The sequence below is a fragment of the Silvimonas sp. genome (assembly GCF_031291215.1).
Classification (GTDB): Bacteria; Pseudomonadota; Gammaproteobacteria; order Burkholderiales; family Chitinibacteraceae; genus Silvimonas; species Silvimonas soli.
On the sequence record NZ_JARLJK010000144.1, the window covers coordinates 306,612 to 331,484 of the forward strand.

Consider the following 24,873-nt stretch of genomic DNA (forward strand, 5'->3'; position numbering starts at 1 on the left):
GGTTCGTCGGCGTTGGTCCTGCTGGTTTCGGGGAACAATTCCACGCATAATGCATGAAAAATTCCCAGCGAATCCTGCATGAACGCGCCTGCCGAGCAAATCCACAGCCTGTTGCAACAAACCCTTACCCGCTATTCCCGCACTGAATTGGCCCAACACCTGGGCGTGAACCCGGCAACCATCGCCCGCTGGATCAACGGCCAGAGCGAGCCGCGTGCCTATGTCGCGCAGGCGCTGCAGCAGTTGCTCGCGCCGGCATCCGCACCCGAGCAAGCCGCAGAATTCACGTTCATCGATTTGTTTGCGGGCGTGGGCGGGATTCGCAAAGCGTTCGAGCAAGAAGGCGGCCGCTGTGTGTTTACCAGCGAGTGGGATAGCTACGCGCAGAAAACCTATCACGCCAATTATCCGGATGGGCAAACGCTGAACGGCGATATCACCAAGGTGCCGGAGGATGAAATCCCGGCGCACGATGTGTTGCTCGCGGGTTTTCCGTGCCAGCCCTTCTCTATTGCCGGGGTATCCAAAAAGAACTCATTGGGCCGTTTGCATGGTTTTGCCGATGCCACGCAAGGCACGCTGTTCTTTGATGTGGCACGCATCATCGCCGCCCGCCGTCCGCGCGCGTTTGTGCTGGAAAACGTCAAGAATCTGCACTCGCACGATAAAGGCCGCACCTTCGACGTGATCCTGCGCACGCTGCGAGAGGAACTCGGTTATCACGTGCATTACCGCATCATCGACGGCCAGCACTGGGTGCCGCAGCATCGCGAGCGCATCGTGATTGTCGGGTTCCGTGAGCCGACCCCGTTCAACTGGGATTTACTCAACCTGCCCGCCAAAGGTGAAACGCGTATGGCGCAGATTCTGCATCGCACCGATGGCACCGAGCCGGTGCTGACACACGATGGCGACAAGTTTTTTGATCACAAAAGCGGCCAGATCAACCCCAAGTACATCCTTACCGACAAGCTTTGGGCCTATCTGCAGAACTACGCCGAGAAGCATCGCGCCAAAGGCAACGGCTTTGGCTTTGGCCTGGTCACCGAAAACAGCGTGGCGCGGACTTTGTCGGCGCGCTATTACAAAGATGGCTCGGAAATCCTGGTCAGCCGGGGAGAGGGTAACAATCCACGCCGTCTCACGCCGCGTGAATGCGCCCGCCTGATGGGGTACCCGGATGACTTTGTCATTCCGGTTTCGGACACGCGCGCCTACAAGCAGTTTGGCAATTCGGTGGTGGTGCCAGTGTTCCGCGAAGTAGCACGCATCATGAAACCGTGGATGATTGAGCCGGAAACCACGCCGGTGCTCAATGATCTGTTTGCCGACGTTACGCCAGCCTGATCTGGCGCGAGCGGGAGGTGCGGGCAATGACCGATGTTGTAGACCCAGCCACCCGCAGCCGCATGATGTCGGGTATCAAAGGCAAAAACACTTCGCCCGAGGTAATGATCCGTAAAGCCCTGCACGCGCGGGGTTTTCGCTTTCGTTTGTATGTCAAAACCCTGCCGGGCAAGCCTGATCTGATCTTGCCCAAATACAAAACAGTGATCCTGGTCCACGGCTGCTTCTGGCATGGCCACGATTGCCGTTATTTCAAAGTCCCGCAAACCCGTACTGCATTCTGGCTGGACAAAATCGCCCACAACCGCGCGCGGGATGAACGCGAATATCTGGCGCTCAAGGCGCTGGGCTGGCGAGTGCTGGTGGTGTGGGAATGTGCCGTGCGTGCGGCGCGGCGGGATGCTGGGTTTCAGTTGGTGGAGTTTATTGCGGGGTGGTTGCGGGGGGAGGATGAGGAGGCACAGATTAGTGAGCGGGGGGTGGAGGGGTTGTGATTTGGTGGGCGGGTAGTTTGCAGGGTGCGCATTGATACGCGGACGTTTGGTTGCGCTTGAACCCAACTGCAAAAGCTGGAGCGCCTTCGGCACGGTGTTAAAAGCGTTAGATACCCGGGGGTGCCCGGGAGCACGTTTCTTTCTTTTGCGTCGCCAAAAGAAAGAAACCAAAGAAAAGGCGACCCGGGACGCTAGCGTCCGACGGGGCCCAAGGTCAAAAGCCGTGACCCTCGGGGGTAACCCCACAATGACGATGAAAGTCAGGGATGCAAGTTGCAGCGGGGGAAACGAACAGACTGCTGACCGGCGTTCTCTGCGCGCATCCTGCGTTCCCTCGGTCGGTCGGAGCCTAAGGTCTCCGACTCTCGGCCGGCGACGTTTGCAGGTTGCTTGCCAGCAGCAGTCCCCACGTCTGTAGCCCGGATGAAGCGAAGCGAGAATCCGGGGTTGCAATGCATCAACCGGCCACCCTGCTGGCCATCGCCAGTTTGGCCTCCCGGATTGCTTCGCGAATCCGGGCTACAAACCCGCATTCGCTCCGGTCCAGGGGCTCGCCAAGCCGCCCATACAATGTTCCTGTACTACGATTACTTCACCTCAAACGCCTCGCCCGTCGCAAAAAACTGCCCACCCGCAATGTAATGAATCGACCGGCGTTGCGGGTCTTCCTCCGCCTGCCAATGGCCGTTTTCAAATGCGCGTGGGTCGGCGTGGGCGGCTACGACTTCGCCGATGAACATGTCGTAAGTCTGCTGATTATGCGGTTCCTGGATCACCTTGCATTCCAGCCAGCCCAGGCATCCTTCCACCAGCGGCGCGCCGATTTTGCTGGCGGCGAAATACTGCAGGCCACTGTTGGCAAATTTGTCCCCATCGCGGCCAGAACTGGAGCCAACTGCCAACGTTTGCGCCGCCAGTGCCCGGCTGGGAATGTTCAACGCGAACTCGCCTGAGGCATCGACCAACTCGCGGGTGAGGGTGGCTTTATCGATAATGACTAGCATTTTGGGCGGGTCAAAATCCAGCGGCATGGCCCAAGCGGCGGCCATCACGTTGTGCTGGCCGTTGTGGGCGCTGGTGACCAGCACGGTGGGGCCGTGGTTAAGCAGGCGGTAGGATTTGGCGAGTTCGACCGGAGTGTGCATGTGTTCAATCCAGAAATCGGCAGTGAAGGTTCTTTACGTATTGTGGGGTAACAAGTGGCGGGATCAAGTGTGCTTTTGCGCCAGCCACTGCACCGCGCCGCTACCTGCCGCGCGGCCACTGGCAAAGCAGGCTGTCAGCAGATAGCCGCCGGTGGGAGCTTCCCAATCGAGCATCTCGCCAGCGCAGAATACGCCGGGCAAGCGCTGCAGCATCAAGTGTCGGTCCATGGCCTCAAAAGTAATGCCGCCGGCGGTACTGATCGCCTCATCAAGCGGACGCGGAGCGGTCAGGCGAATTGGCAGCGCCTTGATGGTACGGGCCAGTTTGAGTGGATTGGCGAATTCTTCCTTGCTCAGCATTTCGCGTAGCAAACCCGCTTTGACACCGGTAATGCCCAGTTTGCTTTGCAGGTGGCTGGATAACGAGCGCGAACCGCGGGGCAGGGCGACTTCGGTGGTGACTCGTTCCAGGCTACGACCCGGCGCCAGATCGACATAAATGGTGGCGCTGCCTTGCTGGTTGATCTGGTCGCGGATGCGGGCCGAAAATGCATAAACCAGGCTGCCTTCGATGCCGGTTTGTGTCACCACAAATTCGCCCGGTTTGGCGTGGGTTTCACCGCTGGCGCTGGTGAACGACAATGCCACTGATTTGAGCGGAACCCCGGCAAATTTGTCCGCAAATATCGGAGTCCAGCCCACGTCAAACCCGCAATTTGACGCTTGCAGCGGGGCGATCTCGACTCCGCGCTCGGCCAGCAATGGCACCCACGCGCCGTCCGACCCGAGCCGGGACCAACTACCGCCACCCAATGCCAGCACCACCGCGTCAGCCTTGATGATCTGCTCGCCCTGAGCAGTGGCGAAACGCAGGCCACCGGAATCGTCCCAGCCGAGCCAGCGGTGACGCACATGAAAACTCACGCCAGATTCTTTAAGCCGGTGCAGCCACGCCCGCAATAGTGGCGCGGCTTTCATTTCCTTGGGAAAAACCCGCCCGGAGGTGCCGACAAAGGTCTGGATGCCCAGTTCATGAATCCAGGCTTGTAGCTGATCGGGCGTAAACGCCGAGATCAGCGGTGTCAGTGCGGAACTGCGCTGGTCATAGCGTTGCAGGAAAGGACCAATCGGCTCGGAATGGGTGATATTCATGCCGCCCACGCCCGCCAGCAAAAACTTGCGTCCAACCGAGGGCATGGCATCAAACACCATGACTCTCGCGCCGCTGGCGGCAATGACCTCGGCCGCCATCAAGCCAGCCGGGCCGCCGCCAATAATGGCCACTACAGGCGTTGCCACAACAGAAGAAGGGGATGCAGGCATGGAGAAAAATCCGGATCAAGGCATGTTTCAAAGCAGGTATTCTACAGCCCGCACCGGCTTGCCCGCTGACTGGTCGTGCCTTGGGCTGCGCAGAAAGGCTGGCAGCGAGTAAACTGCCGCACTTCTCACCCCTTACACCTGATTCAGGCCGGAGCCGCAGTGGCGCTTAAATCCACCATTTTCAAAGCCGAGTTGTCGATTGCTGATATGGATCGCGGCTACTACGGCACGCATAACCTGACCATCGCCCGCCATCCTTCCGAAACCGACGAGCGCATGATGCTGCGCTTGCTGGCGTTTGCGCTGCACGCTTCAGAAACACTGGAGTTTGGTCGCGGCATTAGCGACGAAGAAGACCCGTCGATCTGGCAGCGCACGCTGACCGATGACATCGAATTGTGGATTGATCTGGGCGTGCAGGACGAAAAGCGCATCAAGCGCGCCGCGCAGCGTGCCGATCAAGCGTGGATTTACGCTTATGGCGGTTCGGCGGTGGATATCTGGTTTGGCAAAAATGCTTCCGAGATCAACCGCTTCGACAACCTGCACGTGGTGACGCTAGACCCCGCCACGCTGACCGCATTGGCCGATCTGGCCGAGCGCACCATGCAACTGCAATGCACGATCCAGGACGGTGAAATCTGGATGTCTACCGATAAAGACAATATCCAGGTAGTGCTGCGCACATTGAAGTAACGCCATAAAACGCTGCTGTGCCGTAGCTGGGCGAATATGCGCGCCTTGGGAAATGGGCAATCAGGGCATATGTTGAAATGGTTTGGTTCTTTGGGTTTGGCGGCGCTATCCCGTAAGCTTGTCCGATACCCGATCAAAATAATTCAAAACCTGCCGGAGATCCTGATGCGCCTGAAGACGTTCGCGTTGCTCGTTACCACCTTGCCCGCACTGGCCTTGGCCAAACCGCTGACCGTATGTACGGACGCCAATCCCGAAGGCTTTGACTTCGTCCAGTATTACTCGCTGGTCACGACTAACGCTTCTGCGGATGTGCTGTTCAGCCGGTTGGTCGATTACGATTCTACGACCAGCAAGGTGGTGCCCGGCGTGGCCGAGAGCTGGTCAGTGAGCGACGATGGCGAAACCTGGACCTTCAAGCTGCGCAAAGATGTGCAATTTGGCACCGCTGACTGGTTCAAACCCGCGCGCACGCTCAATGCCGATGACGTGGTGTTCACGTTTGATCGCATGCTCAACACGCAAAGCGCCTGGTACAAGACCTCGCCCAACGGCTACCCTACCGCGCAATCGCTGCAATTGCCCAAACTGGTCAAGGCCGTGAAAAAGGTCGATGACAACACGGTGCAGTTCCAGCTGAACTACCCGGACGCCACCTTCCTGCAAACGCTGACCATGGGTTTTGCCTCGATCTATTCGGCGGAATACGCCAACAAGCTGGGCGTGGCCAAAGCCGGTGACCTGAACACCAAGCCGGTCGGCAGCGGGCCGTTTGTGCTCAAGAGCTTCCAGAAAGATGCGGTGATCCGTTACGACGCCAACCCGGCGTATTACGGCGGCAAGCCCAAAGCCGAGAAACTGATCTACGCGATTACGCCAGACGCCACCGTGCGCCTGCAGCGGATCAAAGCCGGCGAATGCCAGATTGCGCTGGCGCCCAAGCCGCTGGATATCCAGGCCGCGCGGGGCGACAAGAATCTGAAAGTGGTGGAGAACTCAGCTTTCATGACCGCGTTTGTGGCCATCAACAGCCAGCACAAGCCGCTGGATAACCCGCTGGTGCGCCAGGCCATCAACACCGCGTTTGACGCCAAAACCTATCTGAAAGTGGTGTTCGACGGCACCGCGCAAGACGCCAGCCGCCCGTATCCGCCCAATACCTGGAGCTTTGACAAAGACCTGGGCGATTACAACTATGACCCGGCCAAGGCCAAAGAATTGTTGAAGAAAGCCGGTCTACCCAACGGTTTCGAGACCACCATCTGGACGCGCCCAACTGGCAGCGTGTTGAACCCGAACCCCAAAGCGGGCGCCGAGTTATTGCAATCTGACCTGGCCAAAGTAGGTATCAAAGCCACCATCAAAACCATTGAATGGGGCGAGTTGATCAAGCGCGGCAAGGCGGGCGAACACGATCTGCTGTTTATGGGCTGGGCTGGCGACAACGGTGATCCGGATAACTTCTTCACGCCGCAATTCAGTTGCGCCGCCGTGCAGTCGGGCACCAACTTTGCCCGTTATTGCGATCCGCAACTGGACAAGCTGATTACCGACGGCAAACGCACCGCCGATCTGGCCCAGCGCACAAAGATTTACCGCAACGCGCAGAAGATCATTTTTGATCAGGCGGTGTGGGTGCCGCTGGCTTATCCGACGGCCTATGCGATTACGCGTTCCAATGTGACTGGCTACCACGTCAGCCCGTTTGGGCGGCAGGATTTTGCGGGTGTATCGGTGAATTGATGATGTGGGGGTGGGGGAGCCAACACGGCTTCGCCCACCGCTAACTTCATTGACGAGGGCTGCCCCAGCGGGCCTTCTCCCAACAATGACCGCACTGCCATGCCGGGCGGTGCCATTACCGGAAGGCCGACAGTCCCGCTGCACTTGGGCAAACGCAAATCCTTGCGGATGGCCTGGCTGCATGGCCTGGTTGATCCACAGCATGGCCAGCGGCTCCAGCAAGCGCGCGGCTCGCAACGGACCGGCGTCAATTGCGTCAAAACCCAGGTCTGCCACCAGTTGCAGCACCACGGGCTTGAGTTCCTCGTTGTCCCCAGCGACAAACATCATGGCTTTGGGCTGAAAAGCGTGCGCGTGGGGGATATTCTCTATCCCGGTCTGGTTCAAGGTCTTGAACACGCTGGCACCGGTGGCGCTTGCCGCAATTTGCTCGCCTGCCGAAGTATCAAATCCGAGCGTGAGCTCAAGCCCGTTTGGGCCCATGGCCAGTGGATTGGTGCAGTCGATCACGATCAAGCCAGTTAGATCGCCCAAGGCCGTGAGCGCCGACTGGGCAATCGGGTAAGGCACTGCCAGCACAACGACCTCGGCATCACGCCGCTCGTTGGCCGGTTGTAGTCGTTCACGCGGCAGTTCTGCGTGTTTTGGGCTGTCGGGGGCGCTCACCCCAAACCGTACATCATGCCCGCAGGCCAGCCAGGCTTTTCCCAGGATGGTACCGACTTGCCCGGCACCGATAATCAGAATTCGTTGTGTCATGCCGACTTGCTCCGTACGCAGATTTGAAAAGTACCGTTTCGACGCCTGATTCAGCGCGACCACGCCAGTCCGGTATCAGTGTAGTGCCGCATTTTGGCAATCTCGCCAATAAAGGGCTGGATGGCAGCCTGGAATACCGGGCGCGCTCCGGCGTACCCATTGTTTATGAGCGCTTTGGCAACGGAGCGACCACTTACCCTGCTTTCAACGCTGCGCCCATCACCTTCAATGCGCTGCGTGAACGTTCATCATTCACGCTGCGAAACACACTCACGCTGGATTTACGCAACCGTGGCAACCCCAAGCGTTCACGCACTGACACAGACCCGGCAGGCGCTACCCGCGCGCACAGCGGCGCGACCGCCAACCCTGCGGTTACCGCCGCCGCTACGGCGCTGACGCCCCCACCAACAAACACCTCTTGCCATGCGATACCGGCCGCATCTAGTGCTTCGGTTGCCTGACTGCGCAAGCCGCAAGGGCTGGAAAGGGTAGCGATGCGCAGTGTGGTTTCATGTGACCAGTCCGGCAGGCCGAACCAGTCCATTTCATCGCTGAACAACACTTCGCCATCGCGCCGTTCGCCGTGGCCCAGCACAAAGGCGGCATCCACTTCGCCAGCATCAAACAGCGCCAGAATTTCTTGTGACATGGCAATGCGCACTTCAATGATCAGCGCCGGGTCATGCGTGTTCACTTTAGCCAGCAGGCTGGGCAAGGCCGCACCGGCCACGTGATCGCTAATGCCGATACGCAAACGGCGCGGCGGCGCGTGCAGCACTGACCACGCCCGGTCATGCGCGGCCAGCAAATCCCGCGCGGAGTTCAAAAACGCCGTGCCCTCCACCGACAAACGCACCTGGCGTGGCGTGCGTTCCAGCAGGCGGCGCTCCAGATGCGCTTCCAGCCGTTTCAGTTTCAGGCTGATGGCCGATTGCGTGGTATCGAGCACTTCTGCCGCGCGGGTAAAGCTTTGCAAGTCCGCAACCAGCACAAAAGCGTGTACGGCATCCAGATCCAGTGTTTTCATGATCGTCCGATAGATTTCATAAACTCATTACTGAAATAGTTATCCATATCTGTTTGTTATGGCAAGTCAGTGCGACGATAGGTGCCTGAATCATTCCTGCATCGCGCCCGGAGGCCAAAATGAAACCTGACTTGCCACAAGCGGCACTTGCCCAACTCGGGCACCGCCATCGCTGGAAAGTACTGGGCGTGGGTGTGGCTGCCAACGCCGCCTTCTCTGCCGCGTTTGCCGGCATTCCGGCCACTGCCGTGGTGATGCGCGCGCAGTACCAATTGAGTACCGCGCAATTGGGCCTGGTGCTGGGCATGATGGGCTTGGGCGTCGCCATTAGCGAACTACCCTGGGGCCTGCTGACCGATCGCTGGGGAGATCGGCGCGTATTGTTGCTGGGGCTGTTTGCTACGGCCTTGTGGTTGCTGGCGCTGGCAGTCTGGGTGGTCCCTGGCCCGTTTCATGCGCCCGGCGTGTCGGTACTGGCGAGTAGCCTGCTGGTGCTGGGCCTGCTGGGTGGCAGTGTGAACGGCTCCAGCGGTCGCGCCATCATGGCGTGGTTTCGCGAGGGTGAACGTGGCCTCGCCATGAGTATCCGGCAAACCGCCGTGCCCACTGGCGGTGGCTTGGGCGCACTGATATTGCCAACGCTAGCGCTGGCCCACGGTTACGCTGCGGTTTATATCGCGCTGGCAGTCTTTGGCGGAATAACGGGAACGCTGGCCTGGTTCTGGATTCACGAACCGCCCACTGTGACCCAACACGCTGCTGCGACAAATGGGGTGGCGCAACCCACGCATGGCCCATTGCGCGATGCCAATATCTGGCGGGTGGCCATTGCGATTACCTTGCTGTGCGTGCCGCAAGTGGCAGTGCTGACCTTTGCCACGGTGTTTTTGCATGACTTCGCCCACGTCAGCACTTGGACGCTAAGCGCCACCTTGGTGACCATCCAGTTGTCCGCAGCAGTGGTGCGGGTCTGGAGCGGCCACTGGACAGATAAACACCAGAATCGCCGCACTTATATCCGCGTTTGCAGCGTGCTCAGTGCGGCTGGTTTTGCCATTCTGGTGGCGATAGTCCAGTTTGCCGCACGTGAAGGGCAGTGGCTGCTTTACACCACGCCAGTCATCATCACCGCGCTGGTACTGGCCGGGATTTGCATTTCCGCCTGGCATGGCGTGGCATATACCGAACTGGCCACGCTGGCTGGCGCCAACCGCGCCGGTACCGCGCTGGGGCTGGCCAATACCGGGTGCTTTATCGCCTTCTTCATAGTGCCGTTGTGCATTCCGGCAATTCTGCTGTTTTCTTCGTGGCCGATGGTGTGGTTGCTGGCTGGGATATTTGCTCTGGCAGCCTTGCCGGTGCTGCCCAAACCGGTGCGCAACGCGGCTATCAGCGGCGTTCTCTCCAAAGTGCGCGTTGTGTAATCTCGCCATGACCATCCGTGGCCGGGATGAAGCGAAGCGAGAATCCGGGGCGGCAATATTGATCTGCTCAAGCGACCATTGAGCCTTGCTGATGGGTGGCAATCCCGGATTCTCGTCAAGGCTTCATTCGGGCTACAGGTGTTTCAAAGTCGTATGCAAATTCGCATCCTCCGCCTTGCGCCCAACGTGCGGCCCAGCATAAAACCGCTGGTCGGGTCGTAATCCCAGGTAAAAGGCCAGAAAATTCATCGTAAAACTGGCCTTTTACCCGCAGTTTGGCGCACCATATCGCCTGTTTGCGGTAAACGACCCACTTAGCGAGGATGCAATGCAAGACGTAACTGGTGCGCTGCCAGCCGGTGAACTGGCCAGCCTGAACAACGACGATCTCCAACGCTTTCACGCGGCAACCAGCGAGCGCTATCAAGCGTTCCGTGCGCGCGGCCTGAAACTGGATTCCACCCGTGGCAAACCGTCGGCCGAACAGCTGGATCTGTCCAATGGCCTGTTGGCTGCTGTGGATGAAACCGAAGCCAAAGGCGGCGGCGATCTGCGTAACTATGGCGGTGGCGTAAACGGCCTGCCGCAGGCACGTGCACTGTTCGCACCATTGATGGGCGCACCGGCAGAACAAATTGTAGTGGCGGAGAATTCGTCGCTGGCGCTGATGCACGACACCATCGCCTACGCTTTGCTCAAGGGCGTACCTGGCGGCAAGCCATGGTCCGCTGAAGCGGTCACCTTCCTGTGCCCGGCACCGGGTTACGACCGTCACTTTGCCATCTGCGCCCAATACGGCATCCGCATGATCGCCGTGCCGATGACCGGCACCGGCCCGGATATGGACCTGGTTGAGAAACTGGTCGCTGAAGATGTCTCGATCAAGGGCATGTGGTGTGTGCCGAAGTACAGCAATCCAACTGGCGATATCTACTCGGCAGAAGTGGTTGAGCGTTTGGCCAAGATGAAAACCGCTGCGGCAGATTTCCGTTTGTTCTGGGACAACGCCTACGCCGTTCACCATCTGACCGATACCAAGCACGAAATCGCCAACATCCTGGAAGCCACCGCCAAAGCGGGCAATCCGGATCGCGCCTTTGTGTATGCCTCCACCTCCAAGGTCACCCTGGCGGGCGCGGGCCTGGCGCTGTTTGCTTCGTCCCCGGCCAACGTATCGTGGCTGACCAAGAACATGGGTTTCCGCTCGATTGGTCCGGACAAAATCAACCAGCTGCGTCACGTGAAGTTCCTGAAAGACTTCGCGGGCGTTGAAGCGTTGATGGCAAAACATCGTGCGCTGATCGTGCCGAAAGTGAACGCTGTGCTCGAAGCGCTGGAACGTGAACTGGGCGGCCGTGGCGTAGCGACCTGGACCAAGCCGGACGGCGGTTACTTCATCAGCTTTGACGTACGCGAAGGCTGCGCCAAACGCACCGTGCAACTGGCCGAAGAAGCCGGTGTGGCGATGGTGCCAGCGGGTAATACCTTCCCGAACGGCAATGACCCGAAAGACACCAACATCCGCATCGCCCCGACCTTCCCTGCGCTGGATGGCGTGAAGCTGGCCGCAGAAGGGATTGCTTTGGCGACTCTGGTGGCTGTGGCGGAAAATGAACTGAAGAAGCGTGGTCTGGCGGACTGATTAACCGCAAGTTTCACGTGAAACAAAAGGGCGCCGATGGCGCCCTTTTTTATTGGTGGTGAGATATACGCATTTCGTATGCCTGGATTCGCGCAGCAATCCGGGGTTGCCATGTGCAAATTAACCACAGGCAATTGTGAGACCGACCATCGCCGCCCCGGATTCTCGCCTACGGTTTAGGCCCGATTTATCAGGCCTTCATCCGGGCTGCAGGGCTGACCGACCGAAAAAACGGCTGGCCGTGCAAAGACATCTGGCCAGCAGACGACTTGCTTTGGTTTTGACTTCGGGCCCCCTTGCGGCAGCGGGGTGCCCCTTTGGGGTACCCCCACAATGATGCGAAATCACGCAAGTGTCGGTTGCAGCGGGGTAGCCTTTTCTTTGGTTTCTTTCTTTTGGCGACGCAAGTTGCACGATAAGTATCTTCTGCATATGAAACGTGCTCCCGGTCACCACCGGGTATCAAATGCCTTTCCCACCTGTGCCGAAGGCACTAACAACGAAGGCCAACCCCCAATCATTGGGCCGCGGCCTGCAACGCCGGATGCCCCTTCCCCACATGCCGCCACACCATCCACGACACCAATCCACCCAGACTCAACAACGCGCCCACCAGCGACACCCCGTTCCAGCCCATATGCGAGTAAGCCGCTGCCGACAGCAAAGACCCCAGCGATCCGCCGATAAAGTAGCTGGTCATATACCCGGCTGTAACCCGATTACGCGCATCCGGACGCAGGCGGTAGATCACGTTTTGATTGGTCACATGCACGCCTTGCACGGCCAGATCCAATACCAGAATGCCAATCAACAGCGCCACAATGGATTCACGAGCGAAGGCGATTGGAATCCAGGACAGCAACAGCAAGATCAACCCGGCCCAGGTGGTGTGATGCATCTTGCCGCGATCAGCCAGCCGCCCGGCGGCATTAGCGGCCAGCGCGCCAGCTGCGCCGACCAGACCGAACAGGCCAATGGTGGCATCGGAATAATGATAGGGCTCACTCGCCAGCAGGAATGCCATGGATGTCCACAACACGCTGAAGATGGCGAACGAGAATGCGCCCAACAGTGCCCGAACGCGCAATACCGGTTCATGCACAAACAGCGTGAATACCGAGGCCAGCAGCTTGTGATATGGCAACCCGGCGGTTTCGTGGTGATGCGGCAACATGCGCCATAACGCTGCCGCCGTAACCAGCATGACGCCCGCCGCAACCCAGTAAACGGTGCGCCAGTCGCCCAGCGAAGACAGCGCACCGGCCACCGTTCGCGCCAGCAAAATGCCCAGCAGCAGGCCACTCATCAGGGTGCCGACCACCTTGCCCCGTTGTTCCGGCGCGGCCAGCGTCGCGCCCAATGGCACCAGAACTTGCGACACCACCGAGAACAACGCCGCCAGGGACGTACCAATGAGCAACAGCGACAGATTGGCCGAGTTGGCGCTTACCAGCAGGCCGCCCGCGCACAGGATGGTCATGCCGACAATCATGGCACGCCGCTCCAGCAAGTCACCCAATGGCACCAGCAGCAGCAGGCCCACGGCGTAACTCAACTGCGCCACGGTAATGATGATGCCCGCGCTGGCTGGCGTCAGATCAAAGGTGGCGGCGAGCGTATGCAGCAGTGGTTGCGCGTAATAATTGCTGGCTACCACCAGCCCGGTTGAAAACGACATCAGCCAGACCAGAGCCGGGCTGAGACGGTGTGCAGAGGTACTCATATGTGTTTATCCAGTGACGTGCCCTTGTTTGAGGCGCAGTATCGAGCATGCTCAAACATAACGCCAATGCATGGTTTTCATCGGATTGATCTCGATTTAAGATAGATATCATGAACCTGCGCCAGATCGAATTCGCCGTTGCCGTTGCTGAAGAACAAAGCTTCACTCGCGCGGCTGAACGCTGCCACACCGTGCAATCTGCCCTGAGCCACCAGATCGCCAAACTGGAGGACGAACTGGGCAGCAAGTTGTTTGAGCGTACCAGTCGCAGCGTGCGGCTTACGGTGGCCGGACAGGCGTTCTTGCCGGTGGCGCGGCAAATGCTCAGCGCCCAATCGCGCATCCGCGACGAAGTCGCCGCTGCCAGTGGCACCGTGCGCGGCACGCTCACCGTTGGCACCATTTCCACGTTTACTCATGTTGATCTGGTCGACGTGCTGGGCCGCTTTCATGAGCGTTATCCGGATGTGGATATTCGCTTTTATCAGGGCATGAGCGAGAACCTGGTGGTCGACGTCCGCGAAGAACGTTCTGATGTAGCGTTTCTTGGGCTGTGGCCGGGGGAGCGGGTGGAAGGCGTCAACAAACAGATCATTGCCGATGAGGATCTGGTGGCGATTATTCCGCTCAGTCATCCGTTATCGCGGGAGAGCAGCATCAATCTGCTGCAACTGGTGGGCTCGCCGCTGGTGGATTTCTACGCCAACAGCGGCGCTCGCCGCCAGACCGCAGAAGCCTTTGCCGCTGCTGGGGTTAAGCCGCGGGTGAACTTTGAGGTCAGCCATATCGATCTGCTGGAGCGGATTGTCCGGCGTGGGTTGGCGATTGGCCTGGTACCCAGGTTTGATTTTGATGCCTGCGACAAGCTGGCGATGGTGCCGGTGGAGGACGGACCGGTGCGGCGGGTCTATGCGGTGTGGGGGAATGATCCGACACCGGCGGCGGTGGCGTTTATGGGGATGGTGAGGGAGGCGTTGGAAGGGGTGTAGGGCGGATACGACCCGCTGCTGTGGTTCTGTCACTTTAAAAGCTTGTTTTGTTAGTGCCTTCGGCACGGGCTGTAAACGCGTTTGATACCCCGGGGTGCCGGGGAGCACGTTACTTTTCTTTGCGTCGCCAAAGAAAAGTAACCCAAAGAAAGGCGACCCCGCTGCCGCAAGGGGGCCCAAAGTCAAAAGCCGAAGCAAACCGTCTGTTGACCAGTGTTCTTTGCGCGCATCCTGCGTTCCCTCGGTCGGTCGGAGCCTAAGGTCTCCGACTCTCGGTCGGCGTGTTCAGTTGCTTTGTTTCCAGCCAAAAAAAACCTAAAACATCGGCGCGTAGATGGATTCGTCGCGGTAAGTCGGGATAAAGAGCATCACGACAATCCACCATTTGCCAAGCTAAACCTAAACCCCCTGTAGCCCGGATGAAGCGTCAGCGAGAATCCGGGGCAACGCGCCAATATCCACTGACATTTGAAATTTTGCCTACATCACTCCCGGATCCCCGCTTGCGCTCCATCCGGGCTATTGGGCCGGTTACGGGACAAAACTGACCCAAACCGCAATCACTCCGGCATATCCATTACCTCGTCATTCGCGACCCCCTTGGCGGGAATCCGTTGCAATGCTGGCTGCCAGCAATGGCAACAACAAACAGCTCCATCAGGTCAGCAGCACAGTGTTTCGCCTCCCCTTTCAGGTAATGAAGCGTTTTCCGGTTTAGCCCAACCCACCATGTACCCGTTCTAGAAACTCACCCCTACCAAACCTTTTCCCAACCTTGCATTATCCCGGTGCATCTTTTGGGATTCCTGTAATGACATGGTGCAATGCCATATGAATAATCCATGTCATAAACCCATGATTTTCATAACATATCAATAATAATCAACAGGTTAGTTTCTCTGGCACACCGCTTGCTCATTCTGTCTTTGTGCGATGTATACAAGACGGAATACAAACATGGGTGCAACACTTCTACCGGTAACTGGCTGGACTTTGTCCGAATGGCGTGCGGCATATGCAAGCGGTATGCAGCCGCGCGCAGCTATTGAACATGTACTGGCGGCACTGCCAGCCAGCGATAACGCCTGGATTGCTAAAGCCACGCCCGCGCAGATCGAAGTGCAGTTATTAAGCTTGCAAGCGCGGCTGGAAGTGGCCGATGGGGATTTGTCCCGTTTCCCGTTATTTGGTGTGCCGTTTGCCGCCAAAGACAATATCGATGCGGCAGGTTGGCAGACTACCGCTGCTTGCCCGGCATTTGCGTATGAAGCCGCTGCTGATGCCACGGTGGTTCAGCGCATGCTTGATGCTGGCGCCATCCTGATTGGCAAAACCAATCTCGATCAATTTGCTACTGGCCTGAATGGCACGCGCTCGCCATATGGCGCGGTGCCCAATACCTTCAACTCGCGCTATGTCAGCGGCGGTTCCAGCTCGGGGTCATCTTCGGTCGTGGCGCGCGGGTTGGTGCCGGTTGCCTTTGGTACCGACACCGCCGGATCGGGCCGCGTACCCGCCGGGTTCAACAATATCGTCGGTCTGAAGCCCACCAAGGGCTGGCTCAGCAATGCGGGCGTGGTGCCAGCGTGTCGCACGCTGGATTGTGTTTCGATCTTTGCCCTGACGGTTGATGACGCCAAAACCGTCGCCCATATCGCCGGTGGTTTTGATGCGGCTGATCCGTACTCGCGTGAGCCAGTACCCGCATCGGCGATCATGAATGCCAAGCCGCGCTTTTGCATCCCGGACAAACTGCAATGGTTTGGCGATGCCGAATCCGCACGGCTGTTTGCGGCGGCCTGCACCCGTTTGCAAGAGATGGGCGTGGAGTTGGTGCCGGTTGATTTTGCGCCTTTCCTGGAGCTGGCCGATCTGCTGTATCAGGGCCCGTTTGTGGCTGAGCGCGTGTTTGCCGCTGAAGACTTGCTGGCCGATGACCCGGATGCGATCAACCCGGTAGTGCGCTCGATTATGGAAGGCGCCGAGCAATACACTGCCGTGGATGCTTTTCGCGCTGAATATCGCCGCGCTGAACTGAGCCGCATCATCAATCAAACGCTCAAAGGCTTTGACGCACTACTGGTGCCAACCTCGCCGTCGATTTACACCATCGAACAGATGCTGGCCGATCCGGTCACGCTCAACTCGCGCTTTGGTACCTATACCAACTTCGCCAATTTCTCCGATTTGTGTGCGCTGTCGGTGCCTGCCGGAATGCGTGGCGATGGTCTGCCGTTTGGCATCACCTTGCTCGCCCCTGCTTGGCAAGACGACGCGCTTGCCACGTTTGGCCGCAGCTGGCAGCAACAACAAGCACTGCCACTCGGTGCCACTGGCCGCATTTTGCCCGCCCAATCCAAAGAGCCCGTCACTGCGCTGCGTGATCAATACGTACGTGTCGCCGTGGTAGGTGCCCATCTCACCGGCATGCCACTGAACACCCAATTGCAGGAACGCAACGCCGTGCTGGTCGAGCGCACGCATACCTCCGCCAGATATCGCTTGTACGCGCTGGCCAATACCACGCCACCCAAACCGGGTCTGGTGCGCGGCGAGACTGGTGCGGCGATCGAGCTGGAACTGTGGGATGTGCCGGTCGCCGCCTTTGGCAGCTTTGTGGCGCTGATTTCGGCCCCGCTGGGCATTGGCACGCTGGAACTGGCCGATGGCCGCAACGTGAAAGGCTTTATTTGCGAGCCATGGGCCATTGCCGAGGCACGCGACATTACCGAATTCGGCGGCTGGCGCGCTTATATCGCCAGCCTGCAATCCGCCAAAGCTTGAGGGAAACCAGCCATGTTCAACGTTGTTCTGATCGCAAACCGCGGCGAGATCGCTTGTAGAGCCATTCGCACCCTCAAGCGCCTGGGCGTGAAAAGCGTTGCAGTGTATTCCGACGCGGACCGTAACAGCGCGCATGTGACTGAAGCCGACGTGGCGATTGCGCTGGGCGGCGACAAACCGGCTGACAGCTATCTGCGCATCGACAAAATCATCGCCGCTTGCAAAGAAACCGGCGCGCAAGCGGTGTTCCCCGGCTATGGCTTTTTGAGCGAGAGCGCCGAGTTCGCGGCGGCATGTGATGCAAACGGCATCGTGTTTGTCGGCCCGACCTCGTTGCAGATGGAAGAGTTCGGCCTCAAGCACCGCGCACGAGAACTGGCAGCCATCGCAGGCGTGCCGACCACACCGGGCAGCGGTTTGCTGGCATCGGTAGAGCATGCATTGGCCGAGGCCGAAAAGATTGGCTATCCGGTCATGCTGAAAAGCACGGCCGGTGGCGGCGGTATTGGTTTGACCCGCTGCGACGATGCCGAACAACTGGCTGCGGCGTTCGACCGCGTCCAGCGCCTGGGCGAACAGTTTTTCCGCGATGGCGGTTCGTTTATCGAGCGCTTTGTCGATCAGGCGCGCCATATCGAAGTACAGATTTTTGGCGATGGCAAAGGCGCCGTGTACGCACTGGGTGAGCGCGATTGCTCTATCCAGCGCCGCAACCAGAAAGTGATTGAAGAAACTCCCGCGCCCAACCTGCCCGTGGCGACGCGCGATGCCTTGTTGGCTTCGGCCAAACGGTTGGGTGAATCGGTCAATTACCGCTCCGCCGGGACCGTGGAATACGTGTACGACAGCAAGCGCGACGAGTTTTACTTCCTTGAAGTAAACACACGCCTGCAGGTAGAGCATCCGGTGACCGAATCAGTCACCGGGCTGGATCTGGTCGAATGCATGCTGCGCGTGGCGGCGGGCGATGAATTACCGGTTGCCGCGCTGTTGACCGCACCGCGAGGCGCGGCGATTGAAGTGCGTTTGTATGCAGAAGACCCGGTCAAGCAGTTCCAGCCTTCGCCCGGTGTGCTGACGGAGGTGTCGTTCCCGGATGCCCCCATCGTGCCGGTCCGTGTGGATGGCTGGGTGGCTACCGGTACGGACGTACCATCGCTGTATGACCCCTTGCTGGCCAAATTGATTGTCAAAGGTGTCAATCGCGCCGAGGCGCTGGCCAATCTGCAAAAAGCGCTGAACCACACGGCATTGCACGGCATTGCCACCAATCTGGATTACCTGCGCCAGATCATTGCCAGTGCGGCGTTTCAGGCTGGCCAGGTCTCCACGCGCTTCCTCGATACCTTTGCCTATCAGCCGTCGGTGCTGGAAGTCCTCGAGCCTGGCACTTACACCAGCGTGCAGGATTACCCTGGTCGCGTCGGTTACTGGGATATTGGCGTGCCGCCGTCCGGCCCGATGGATGATTACGCGTTTCGACTGGCCAACCGGATTGTCGGCAACGATGAATCCGCTGCCGGGCTGGAATGCACGCTGCAAGGCCCGACGCTGCGCTTTCACAATGACGCGGTCATCGCCCTGACTGGCGCGGTGTGCGCGATCACGCTTGATGGCGTGGCTGTCGATATGAACGCGCCGCTCTACGTGCAAGCCGGGCAAGTGCTGGCGGTGGGCCGTGCCAGCGCAGGTTGCCGCACTTATATCGCTGTTCGCAACGGCATTGATGTGCCGGTTTACCTGGGTAGCCGCGCCGCCTTTGCGCTGGGCCAGTTTGGTGGCCACGCCGGGCGCACCTTGCGCGCTGCCGACATGCTGCCGATCAGCCAGCCTGAGTTGCCAGCGTGCACCACACCCGCGCCGGTGGACGTTCCCAATGCCGCACCCGCTGAGCTGGTTCCACATTACGGCAGCACCTGGGATATCGGCGTGCTGTACGGTCCGCATGGTGCGCCGGATTTCTTCACCGCCGAATCCATTGAAGCCTTCTTCGCCGCCGAGTGGGAAGTCCACTACAACTCCAACCGCCTCGGGGTGCGGCTGATCGGCCCCAAGCCGAGTTGGGCGCGTAGCGATGGCGGCGAGGCTGGTCTGCATCCGTCCAACATCCACGACTGCGAATACGCCGTCGGCAGCATCAACTTTACCGGCGATTCGCCGGTGATTCTGACCCGCGATGGCCCTAGCCTGGGTGGCTTTGTCTGCCCGGTGACCATCGCCAAAGCCGAGCTGTGGAAAGTCGGCCAGGTTAAACCCGGCGACAAGATTCGCTTTAACTGCATCAGCTACAAGCAAGCTGCCGCGCTGGAAAAAGCCCAGGACGCGCAATTGGCCGCGCTGCAAGCAGTCGCGCCGCAAGAACTGGTTTTCCCGGCGCTGCCAGCGACTTCATCGCCCGCCATTCTGGCCGAGCTGCCAGAAAATGGCCTGCGCCCATCGGTGACTTACCGGCAGGCTGGCGACACTTATATCTTGCTGGAATACGGCGCCAATATCCTGGACCTGAAGCTGCGCCTGCGCATCTATCTGATGATGCAAAAGCTCAAGCAACTGAACGTGCCGGGTGTGCTGGAATTGTCTCCGGGCGTGCGTTCGCTGCAGATTCGCTACGATGGTCGCATCATCAGCCAGCAACGCTTGTTGGCCACGCTGCTGGCCGCCGATGCCGAATTGCCCGATGTTTCCACCCTCAAACTGCCAACGCGCGTGGTCTACATGCCCTTGGCGTTTGAGGATTCCGCCACGCTGGGCGCGGTGCAGCGTTATCAGGAAACCGTGCGCCATCAGGCGCCGTGGTTGCCTAACAACGTCGACTTTATCCAGCGCATCAATGGCTTGCAGAGCCGCGAGCAAGTCAGTGACATCATTTTTGATGCCAGCTATCTGGTGATGGGTCTGGGCGATGTCTATCTGGGCGCACCGTGCGCTGTGCCGCTGGACCCGCGCCATCGCTTGCTGACCAGCAAATACAATCCGGCGCGCACTTTCACTGCCGAAGGCACGGTGGGGATTGGCGGCGTGTACATGTGCATTTACGGCATGGATTCGCCTGGCGGCTATCAACTGGTCGGCCGCACGCTGCCGATCTGGAACAAATTCCTCAAGAACGCCGTGTTTGAGCCCGGTGAGCCATGGTTGCTGCGCTTTTTTGATCAGGTGCGCTTCTACCCGGTATCCGAAGGCGAACTGGACGTGCTGCGCGAAGACTTCCGTCACGGCCGCGCCGGTTTGCGCATCGAACAAGAAGTGTTCGACTTTGCTGCCTACGAGGGTTTCCTGGCCGATAACGCCGCCAGCATTACCGAGTTTCAGGCCAAACAGAAAGTGGCCTTTGAGGCCGAAGTGGCGCTGTGGGCAGCAGACGACACAGCTCATCAGCACGTCGCCGAAATCGTTGAGGAAGAAGAAGACGCGGTAGGCGACGGTCACCACATCGTCAGTGCCGATCTGTGCGGCAGCATCTGGAAAGTGCTGGTGGAAGTCGGCCAGCGCGTAGATGCCGGCTCGCCTCTGATTGTGGTCGAAGCCATGAAAATGGAACTGGCGGTGAACGCGCCGTTTGCCGGTACCGTGCGCTCGATCCGCGCGTTGCCGGGCAAGTCGGTTACGCCGGGTGAGCGTTTGCTGGTGCTGGAGCCGCACGCATGAAGCCCGATCCGGTGATCTCTTTGCAGCAGGATGCCGCCGCCGAGCCCAAGCGGCGCGGCGCGGGCGACAACCTGGCGCATCGCATTTACGCCAGCATCAAGACCGACATCATGGAGTTCCGCCTGCTGCCGGGAGATCGCTTTACCGAGAGTGAAGTGGCCGAGCGCTTAAAAGTAAGCCGCACGCCGGTGCGCGAAGCCTTGTACCGCCTGCAGACCGAACATTTTGTGGAAGTGCAGTTTCGCAATGGCTGGCAGGTACGCCCGTTCGACTTTGCCTACTTCGAAGACTTGTACGACGTGCGCGTGATTCTGGAACTCGCCGCCGCGCGCCGTTTATGCGAACACGTCGACTCCACACCCGTGCCGGAGCTGGAAGAACTCAAGGGAGTATGGCTGGTGCCGGTGGGGGAACGTGTCACCGACGGCCAGATCGTCTCCGGTTTTGACGAGCTGTTTCACTCGACATTGGTGGCTGCTACCGGCAACCGCGAAATGGCGCGGATACACCGCGACGTCACCGAAAAAATCCGCCCGATCCGCCGCCTGGATTTCACCAAGCCTTTTCGGGTGGACACCACGTACCACGAGCACGGCGCCATTTTGCGGGCGATTGTGCAGCGGCGCGGAGATGAGGCACAGCGGATGCTCAAGGCCCATATCGACGAGAGCAAATCCGAGGTACGCAAGATCACGCTGCATATGTTGCATGCGGCGCGGCGACGGGGCACTGCAGACAGGTAGCCCGGATTCCCGCTAACGCTTCATCCGGGCTACGAAATACCGCTTCACCAGAAAACAAAAATCCAGGTCCGTGCAAAGACCAAACCAGTACGACTACTGAATAACTCGCAATACAGAAAGGCAATAAAAGCAAAAAGCAGGAAGGAAACACATCCGTTTTCGTCACTTTCATTCAGTTATCAGGAGATGTAGCCATGAAACGTCGTACCGCACTGAAAGTCATCACGCTGTCTACGCTGATCGCCGCCACCGGTTTCACCAGCAACGCTTTTGCTGCAGACACCATCAAGGTCGGCATCTTGCATTCGCTGTCGGGCACGATGGCGATTTCTGAATCGGCGCTGGAACAAACCGCGCTGATGACCATTGCCGAGATCAACGCTCAAGGCGGCGTAATGGGTAAACAGCTGGAGCCGGTGGTGGTTGATCCGGCTTCCAACTGGCCGCTGTTCGCCGAAAAAGCCCGCCAGTTGCTGGCCAAAGACAAAGTGGATGTGGTGTTCGGCTGCTGGACTTCCGTATCGCGCAAGTCGGTGTTGCCGGTGTTCCGTGAACTGAATGGCCTGTTGTTCTACCCGGTGCAGTACGAAGGTGAAGAACTCGAGAAAAACGTGTTCTACACCGGCGCCGCACCGAATCAGCAAGCGATTCCGGCGGTGGATTACCTGTTGAGCAAAGATGGTGGCGAAGCCAAGCGCTTTGTGCTGCTCGGTACTGACTATGTGTACCCGCGCACCACCAACAAGATCCTGCGCGCCTACCTGCATACCAAGGGCATTCAGGATTCCGACATCATGGAGGAATACACCCCGTTTGGTTATTCCGACTACCAGACCATCATCGCCAAGATCAAAGATTTCTCCGCGCAAGGCAAGAAGACCGCCGTGGTTTCGACCATCAATGGCGACTCTAACGTGCCGTTCTACAAAGAGCTGGGCAACGCTGGGCTGAAGGCGACCGATGTGCCGGTTGTGGCGTTCAGTGTGGGCGAAGAAGAACTGCGCGGTGTGGATACCAAGCCGCTGGTGGGCGAACTGGCTGCATGGAACTACTTCATGTCGGTGAAGAACCCGGAAAACACCAAGTTCACCAAGATGTATCGCGACTGGGCCAAGAAGCAAAAGCTGCCTAACGCCGACACCGCCGTGACCAACGACCCGATGGAAGCCACTTATGTGGGTATCCATATGTGGAAGCAAGCGGTTGAAAAGGCTCATTCCACCGATGTCGACAAGGTGATTGCGGCCATGGGCGGCCAGACCTTCAAGGCACCAAGCGGCTTTACCCTGGAAATGGACCCGAAAAACCATCACCTGCACAAGCCAGTGATGATTGGCGAAGTGAAAGCCAACGGCCAGTTCAACGTGGTATGGAAGACCAAGGCCCCGGTGAAAGCCCAGCCATGGAGCCCGTACATTGTGGGTAATGACAAGAAGAAGGACGAACCGGAAGCGAATTGATTACGGCATGTAGGGTGGATTGCTCCGCGAATCCACCCTACGAAGACCGTAGCCCGGATGGAGCGCAAGCGGGAATCCGGGGTTGCAGTCCTGGCATGAACAAGCTGTATCTGCAATGGAAATGGCCCACCCGGATTCCCGCCTTCGGCTCCGTCCGGGCTACGTCACTTACGTAGGGTGTGCATTCATGCGCACCGTGGCTCCAAGGCCAAGCGTGTTCGCATGCGGGCATGCAACCCCTACAAGGGAACACTCAATGAACACAATACTGCGTACCGGTTTGCTGGCGCTGCTGTCCTGGTTGCTGATCGCCCCAGCGTTTGCCGCCCTCGACGCCAAAGTGGTCAAGCAACTGGTCGATGATGATTCCGACCAGAAAATCGAGGCTATTGCCGCGCTGGTCAAAACCGGCACGCCCGAAGCCGCGCGGCTGCTACAGGCGCTGAGTGACGACGCGCTGTATGCCACAGATAGCCACATCTGGCTCAAGGCCGAAGACAAGGTCTACGACGCCGTCACCGGCACCGAGATCACCCCGGCGCCCGATGATGTCGACACCGTCACCATCAATAACCGGGTGCGCGGCACGCTGGATTCCGCATTGGCCGGCTTCAAACTGTTTGACCCGGACCCATCTGCCCGACTGGCTGCGGCGCAGTCGCTGCAGGGGGACGTTGGCGCAGTGATGATTCCGGCATTGACGCTGGCGCTGCAAAAAGAAACCGACAGCAAGGTCAAGCCCATCCTCGAACAACTGCTGGCGCAAGCCAATCTGAAAAACCCGGACGTCAAAGCGCGCTTGGCGGCGGTGGAAGGGCTGACGCACAGCAATTCACCCAACGCCCGCGGCCTGTTGCTGACCCGGCTGGACCCGGCCAACGAGCCCGATGCCGCCGTGCGTGAAGCCGCCAAAGCGTCGATTGCCTCGATTGATTCTCGCCTGGCGTGGACCAGCGCGCTGGCAAATGTATTTTCTGGCCTCAGTCTGGGCAGCATTTTGCTGCTGGCTGCGCTGGGCCTGGCCATTACCTACGGCGTGATGGGCGTGATCAACATGGCCCACGGCGAGTTGCTGATGGTGGGTGCGTATTCGGCGTATTTCGTCCAAGGCGTGTTCCGCAATCACTTCCCCGGCGCGCAAGACTGGTATCTGGTCGCTGCCGTGCCGGTGTCTTTCTTTGCCGCCGCGTTTGTCGGCATGGTCATGGAACGTACCGTGATTCGCTGGTTGTATGGCCGCCCGCTGGAAACGCTGCTGGCCACCTGGGGCGTATCGCTGGTGCTGATTCAGGGCGCACGCACGCTGTTTGGGGCGCAGAACGTTGAGGTCTCCAATCCATCGTGGATGTCTGGCGGCATTGAGCTGTTGCCTAGCCTCACGCTGCCGTGGAACCGCATCGTGATCATCGGCTTTGCGCTGTCGGTGCTGGTGCTGATGTGGGCGATCATGCAAAAAACGCGGCTGGGATTGTTCGTGCGCGCGGTCACGCAAAACCGGCCCATGGCGGGTTGCGTCGGCGTGCCGACCAGCCGCGTGGATACGCTGGCGTTTGGCTTGGGCGCGGGCATTGCCGGGCTAGGTGGATTGGCGTTAAGCCAGATCGCGAACGTCGGTCCGGACATGGGCCAAGGCTATATCGTCGATTCCTTCCTGGTGGTGGTGCTAGGCGGCGTGGGCCAACTGGCCGGTGCCGTGTGGGCCGCGCTGGGGCTGGGCATCGCCACCAAATTGCTGGAAGGCTGGGCCGGTGCGGTGATCGCCAAGATCATCGTACTGGCGATCATCATCATCTTTATCCAGCGGCGCCCGCAGGGATTGTTTGCGGTGAAGGGCCGGGTGATGGATTGAGCTGTTACGGACAACACTTAGCCCGGATGGCATTTGCCCCTCGGGGGTATCCCCACCAAGCCTTCTGATATCGC

Annotated in this window: 17 protein-coding genes and 1 pseudogene; 13 read left to right on the forward strand and 5 right to left on the reverse strand. The window is 59.1% G+C overall.

The features are described from left to right. Positions 1–78: 78 nt before the first annotated feature. A complete protein-coding gene (gene dcm, locus P4L78_RS20730; protein WP_283147488.1) occupies positions 79–1,347 on the forward strand; it encodes a DNA (cytosine-5-)-methyltransferase in 1,269 nt (422 codons plus the stop codon). A gap of 26 nt (positions 1,348–1,373) precedes the next feature. After that, positions 1,374–1,841, forward strand: coding sequence for a DNA mismatch endonuclease Vsr (locus P4L78_RS20735; protein WP_309330422.1), 468 nt, complete (start codon positions 1,374–1,376; stop codon positions 1,839–1,841). 587 nt (positions 1,842–2,428) lie between these two features. Here the strand turns inward: P4L78_RS20735 and P4L78_RS20740 are convergent. Further along, positions 2,429–2,986 carry a flavin reductase family protein gene (locus P4L78_RS20740; RefSeq protein ID WP_309330424.1) on the reverse strand — a complete coding sequence of 186 codons (558 nt, stop codon included), beginning with the start codon at positions 2,984–2,986 and terminating at the stop codon, positions 2,429–2,431. Between the two features lie 63 nt (positions 2,987–3,049). Then, entirely contained in the window at positions 3,050–4,309 is a 1,260-nt protein-coding gene (locus P4L78_RS20745) for a TIGR03862 family flavoprotein (RefSeq protein ID WP_309330426.1), read from the reverse strand. Between the two features lie 159 nt (positions 4,310–4,468). On the opposite strand from P4L78_RS20745, the gene P4L78_RS20750 reads away from it, so the two are divergent. The 3 genes from P4L78_RS20750 to P4L78_RS20760 all read left to right on the forward strand — a co-directional run bounded on the left by P4L78_RS20750 (position 4,469) and on the right by P4L78_RS20760 (position 7,273). Further along, the gene (locus tag P4L78_RS20750; RefSeq protein WP_309330428.1) at positions 4,469–5,005 is read left to right on the forward strand and encodes a YaeQ family protein; all 537 of its coding nucleotides are present in this window, start codon (positions 4,469–4,471) and stop codon (positions 5,003–5,005) included. Positions 5,006–5,170: 165 nt separating this feature from the next. After that, a complete protein-coding gene (locus tag P4L78_RS20755) occupies positions 5,171–6,748 on the forward strand; it encodes an ABC transporter substrate-binding protein (protein ID WP_309330431.1) in 1,578 nt (525 codons plus the stop codon). 99 nt (positions 6,749–6,847) lie between these two features. Continuing rightward, on the forward strand, positions 6,848–7,273 hold the full coding sequence (locus P4L78_RS20760; RefSeq protein ID WP_309330433.1) for a hypothetical protein: 426 nt from the start codon (positions 6,848–6,850) through the stop codon (positions 7,271–7,273). 24 nt (positions 7,274–7,297) lie between these two features. Here P4L78_RS20760 and P4L78_RS22970 read toward each other — a convergent pair. Further along, positions 7,298–7,507, reverse strand: a pseudogene (locus tag P4L78_RS22970) (NAD(P)-binding domain-containing protein); the annotation flags it as partial. A 193-nt stretch (positions 7,508–7,700) separates the two neighbouring features. Continuing rightward, positions 7,701–8,537 carry a LysR substrate-binding domain-containing protein gene (locus tag P4L78_RS20765; RefSeq protein ID WP_309330435.1) on the reverse strand — a complete coding sequence of 279 codons (837 nt, stop codon included), beginning with the start codon at positions 8,535–8,537 and terminating at the stop codon, positions 7,701–7,703. A gap of 119 nt (positions 8,538–8,656) precedes the next feature. On the opposite strand from P4L78_RS20765, the gene P4L78_RS20770 reads away from it, so the two are divergent. Beyond that, positions 8,657–9,961: an MFS transporter gene (locus P4L78_RS20770; protein ID WP_309330437.1), complete on the forward strand. Its 1,305-nt coding sequence runs from the start codon at positions 8,657–8,659 to the stop codon at positions 9,959–9,961. Between the two features lie 328 nt (positions 9,962–10,289). Next, complete coding sequence (locus P4L78_RS20775; RefSeq protein WP_309330439.1) at positions 10,290–11,603, forward strand: aminotransferase class I/II-fold pyridoxal phosphate-dependent enzyme; 1,314 nt, start codon at positions 10,290–10,292, stop codon at positions 11,601–11,603. A 517-nt stretch (positions 11,604–12,120) separates the two neighbouring features. Here the strand turns inward: P4L78_RS20775 and P4L78_RS20780 are convergent. Beyond that, positions 12,121–13,326 (reverse strand): MFS transporter, encoded by a 1,206-nt coding sequence (locus tag P4L78_RS20780; RefSeq protein WP_309330441.1) that lies wholly within the window; start codon positions 13,324–13,326, stop codon positions 12,121–12,123. Between the two features lie 110 nt (positions 13,327–13,436). Here P4L78_RS20780 and P4L78_RS20785 point away from each other — a divergent pair, with 110 nt between their 5' ends. The 6 genes from P4L78_RS20785 to urtB all read left to right on the forward strand — a co-directional run bounded on the left by P4L78_RS20785 (position 13,437) and on the right by urtB (position 24,799). After that, on the forward strand, positions 13,437–14,315 hold the full coding sequence (locus P4L78_RS20785) for a LysR substrate-binding domain-containing protein (RefSeq protein WP_309330443.1): 879 nt from the start codon (positions 13,437–13,439) through the stop codon (positions 14,313–14,315). A gap of 957 nt (positions 14,316–15,272) precedes the next feature. Continuing rightward, complete coding sequence (atzF, locus tag P4L78_RS20790; protein ID WP_309330445.1) at positions 15,273–17,099, forward strand: allophanate hydrolase; 1,827 nt, start codon at positions 15,273–15,275, stop codon at positions 17,097–17,099. A gap of 12 nt (positions 17,100–17,111) precedes the next feature. Beyond that, the gene (gene uca, locus P4L78_RS20795) at positions 17,112–20,747 is read left to right on the forward strand and encodes an urea carboxylase (RefSeq protein ID WP_309330447.1); all 3,636 of its coding nucleotides are present in this window, start codon (positions 17,112–17,114) and stop codon (positions 20,745–20,747) included. Then, a complete protein-coding gene (locus tag P4L78_RS20800; protein ID WP_283147503.1) occupies positions 20,744–21,490 on the forward strand; it encodes a GntR family transcriptional regulator in 747 nt (248 codons plus the stop codon). Before uca ends, P4L78_RS20800 begins: the two co-directional genes overlap by 4 nt. A 194-nt stretch (positions 21,491–21,684) precedes the next feature. Continuing rightward, a complete protein-coding gene (urtA, locus tag P4L78_RS20805) occupies positions 21,685–22,950 on the forward strand; it encodes an urea ABC transporter substrate-binding protein (RefSeq protein WP_283147504.1) in 1,266 nt (421 codons plus the stop codon). 256 nt (positions 22,951–23,206) lie between these two features. Next, a complete protein-coding gene (gene urtB, locus P4L78_RS20810) occupies positions 23,207–24,799 on the forward strand; it encodes an urea ABC transporter permease subunit UrtB (protein WP_309330449.1) in 1,593 nt (530 codons plus the stop codon). Positions 24,800–24,873: the final 74 nt, after the last annotated feature.

Bases quoted from the DNA above. Each gene is read 5' to 3' on its own strand.
- P4L78_RS20775 (WP_309330439.1), top strand. From the start codon at position 10,290: ATGCAAGACGTAACTGGTGCGCTGCCAGCCGGTGAACTGGCCAGCCTG.
- uca (WP_309330447.1), top strand. From the start codon at position 17,112: ATGTTCAACGTTGTTCTGATCGCAAACCGCGGCGAGATCGCTTGTAGA.
- urtB (WP_309330449.1), top strand. From the start codon at position 23,207: ATGAACACAATACTGCGTACCGGTTTGCTGGCGCTGCTGTCCTGGTTG.
- dcm (WP_283147488.1), top strand. From the start codon at position 79: ATGAACGCGCCTGCCGAGCAAATCCACAGCCTGTTGCAACAAACCCTT.
- P4L78_RS20765 (WP_309330435.1), bottom strand. From the start codon at position 8,537: ATGAAAACACTGGATCTGGATGCCGTACACGCTTTTGTGCTGGTTGCG.
- P4L78_RS20770 (WP_309330437.1), top strand. From the start codon at position 8,657: ATGAAACCTGACTTGCCACAAGCGGCACTTGCCCAACTCGGGCACCGC.
- P4L78_RS20740 (WP_309330424.1), bottom strand. From the start codon at position 2,986: ATGCACACTCCGGTCGAACTCGCCAAATCCTACCGCCTGCTTAACCAC.
- P4L78_RS20780 (WP_309330441.1), bottom strand. From the start codon at position 13,326: ATGAGTACCTCTGCACACCGTCTCAGCCCGGCTCTGGTCTGGCTGATG.
- P4L78_RS20735 (WP_309330422.1), top strand. From the start codon at position 1,374: ATGACCGATGTTGTAGACCCAGCCACCCGCAGCCGCATGATGTCGGGT.
- P4L78_RS20800 (WP_283147503.1), top strand. From the start codon at position 20,744: ATGAAGCCCGATCCGGTGATCTCTTTGCAGCAGGATGCCGCCGCCGAG.
- P4L78_RS20745 (WP_309330426.1), bottom strand. From the start codon at position 4,309: ATGCCTGCATCCCCTTCTTCTGTTGTGGCAACGCCTGTAGTGGCCATT.
- P4L78_RS20785 (WP_309330443.1), top strand. From the start codon at position 13,437: ATGAACCTGCGCCAGATCGAATTCGCCGTTGCCGTTGCTGAAGAACAA.
- P4L78_RS20755 (WP_309330431.1), top strand. From the start codon at position 5,171: ATGCGCCTGAAGACGTTCGCGTTGCTCGTTACCACCTTGCCCGCACTG.
- urtA (WP_283147504.1), top strand. From the start codon at position 21,685: ATGAAACGTCGTACCGCACTGAAAGTCATCACGCTGTCTACGCTGATC.
- P4L78_RS20760 (WP_309330433.1), top strand. From the start codon at position 6,848: ATGCCGGGCGGTGCCATTACCGGAAGGCCGACAGTCCCGCTGCACTTG.
- atzF (WP_309330445.1), top strand. From the start codon at position 15,273: ATGGGTGCAACACTTCTACCGGTAACTGGCTGGACTTTGTCCGAATGG.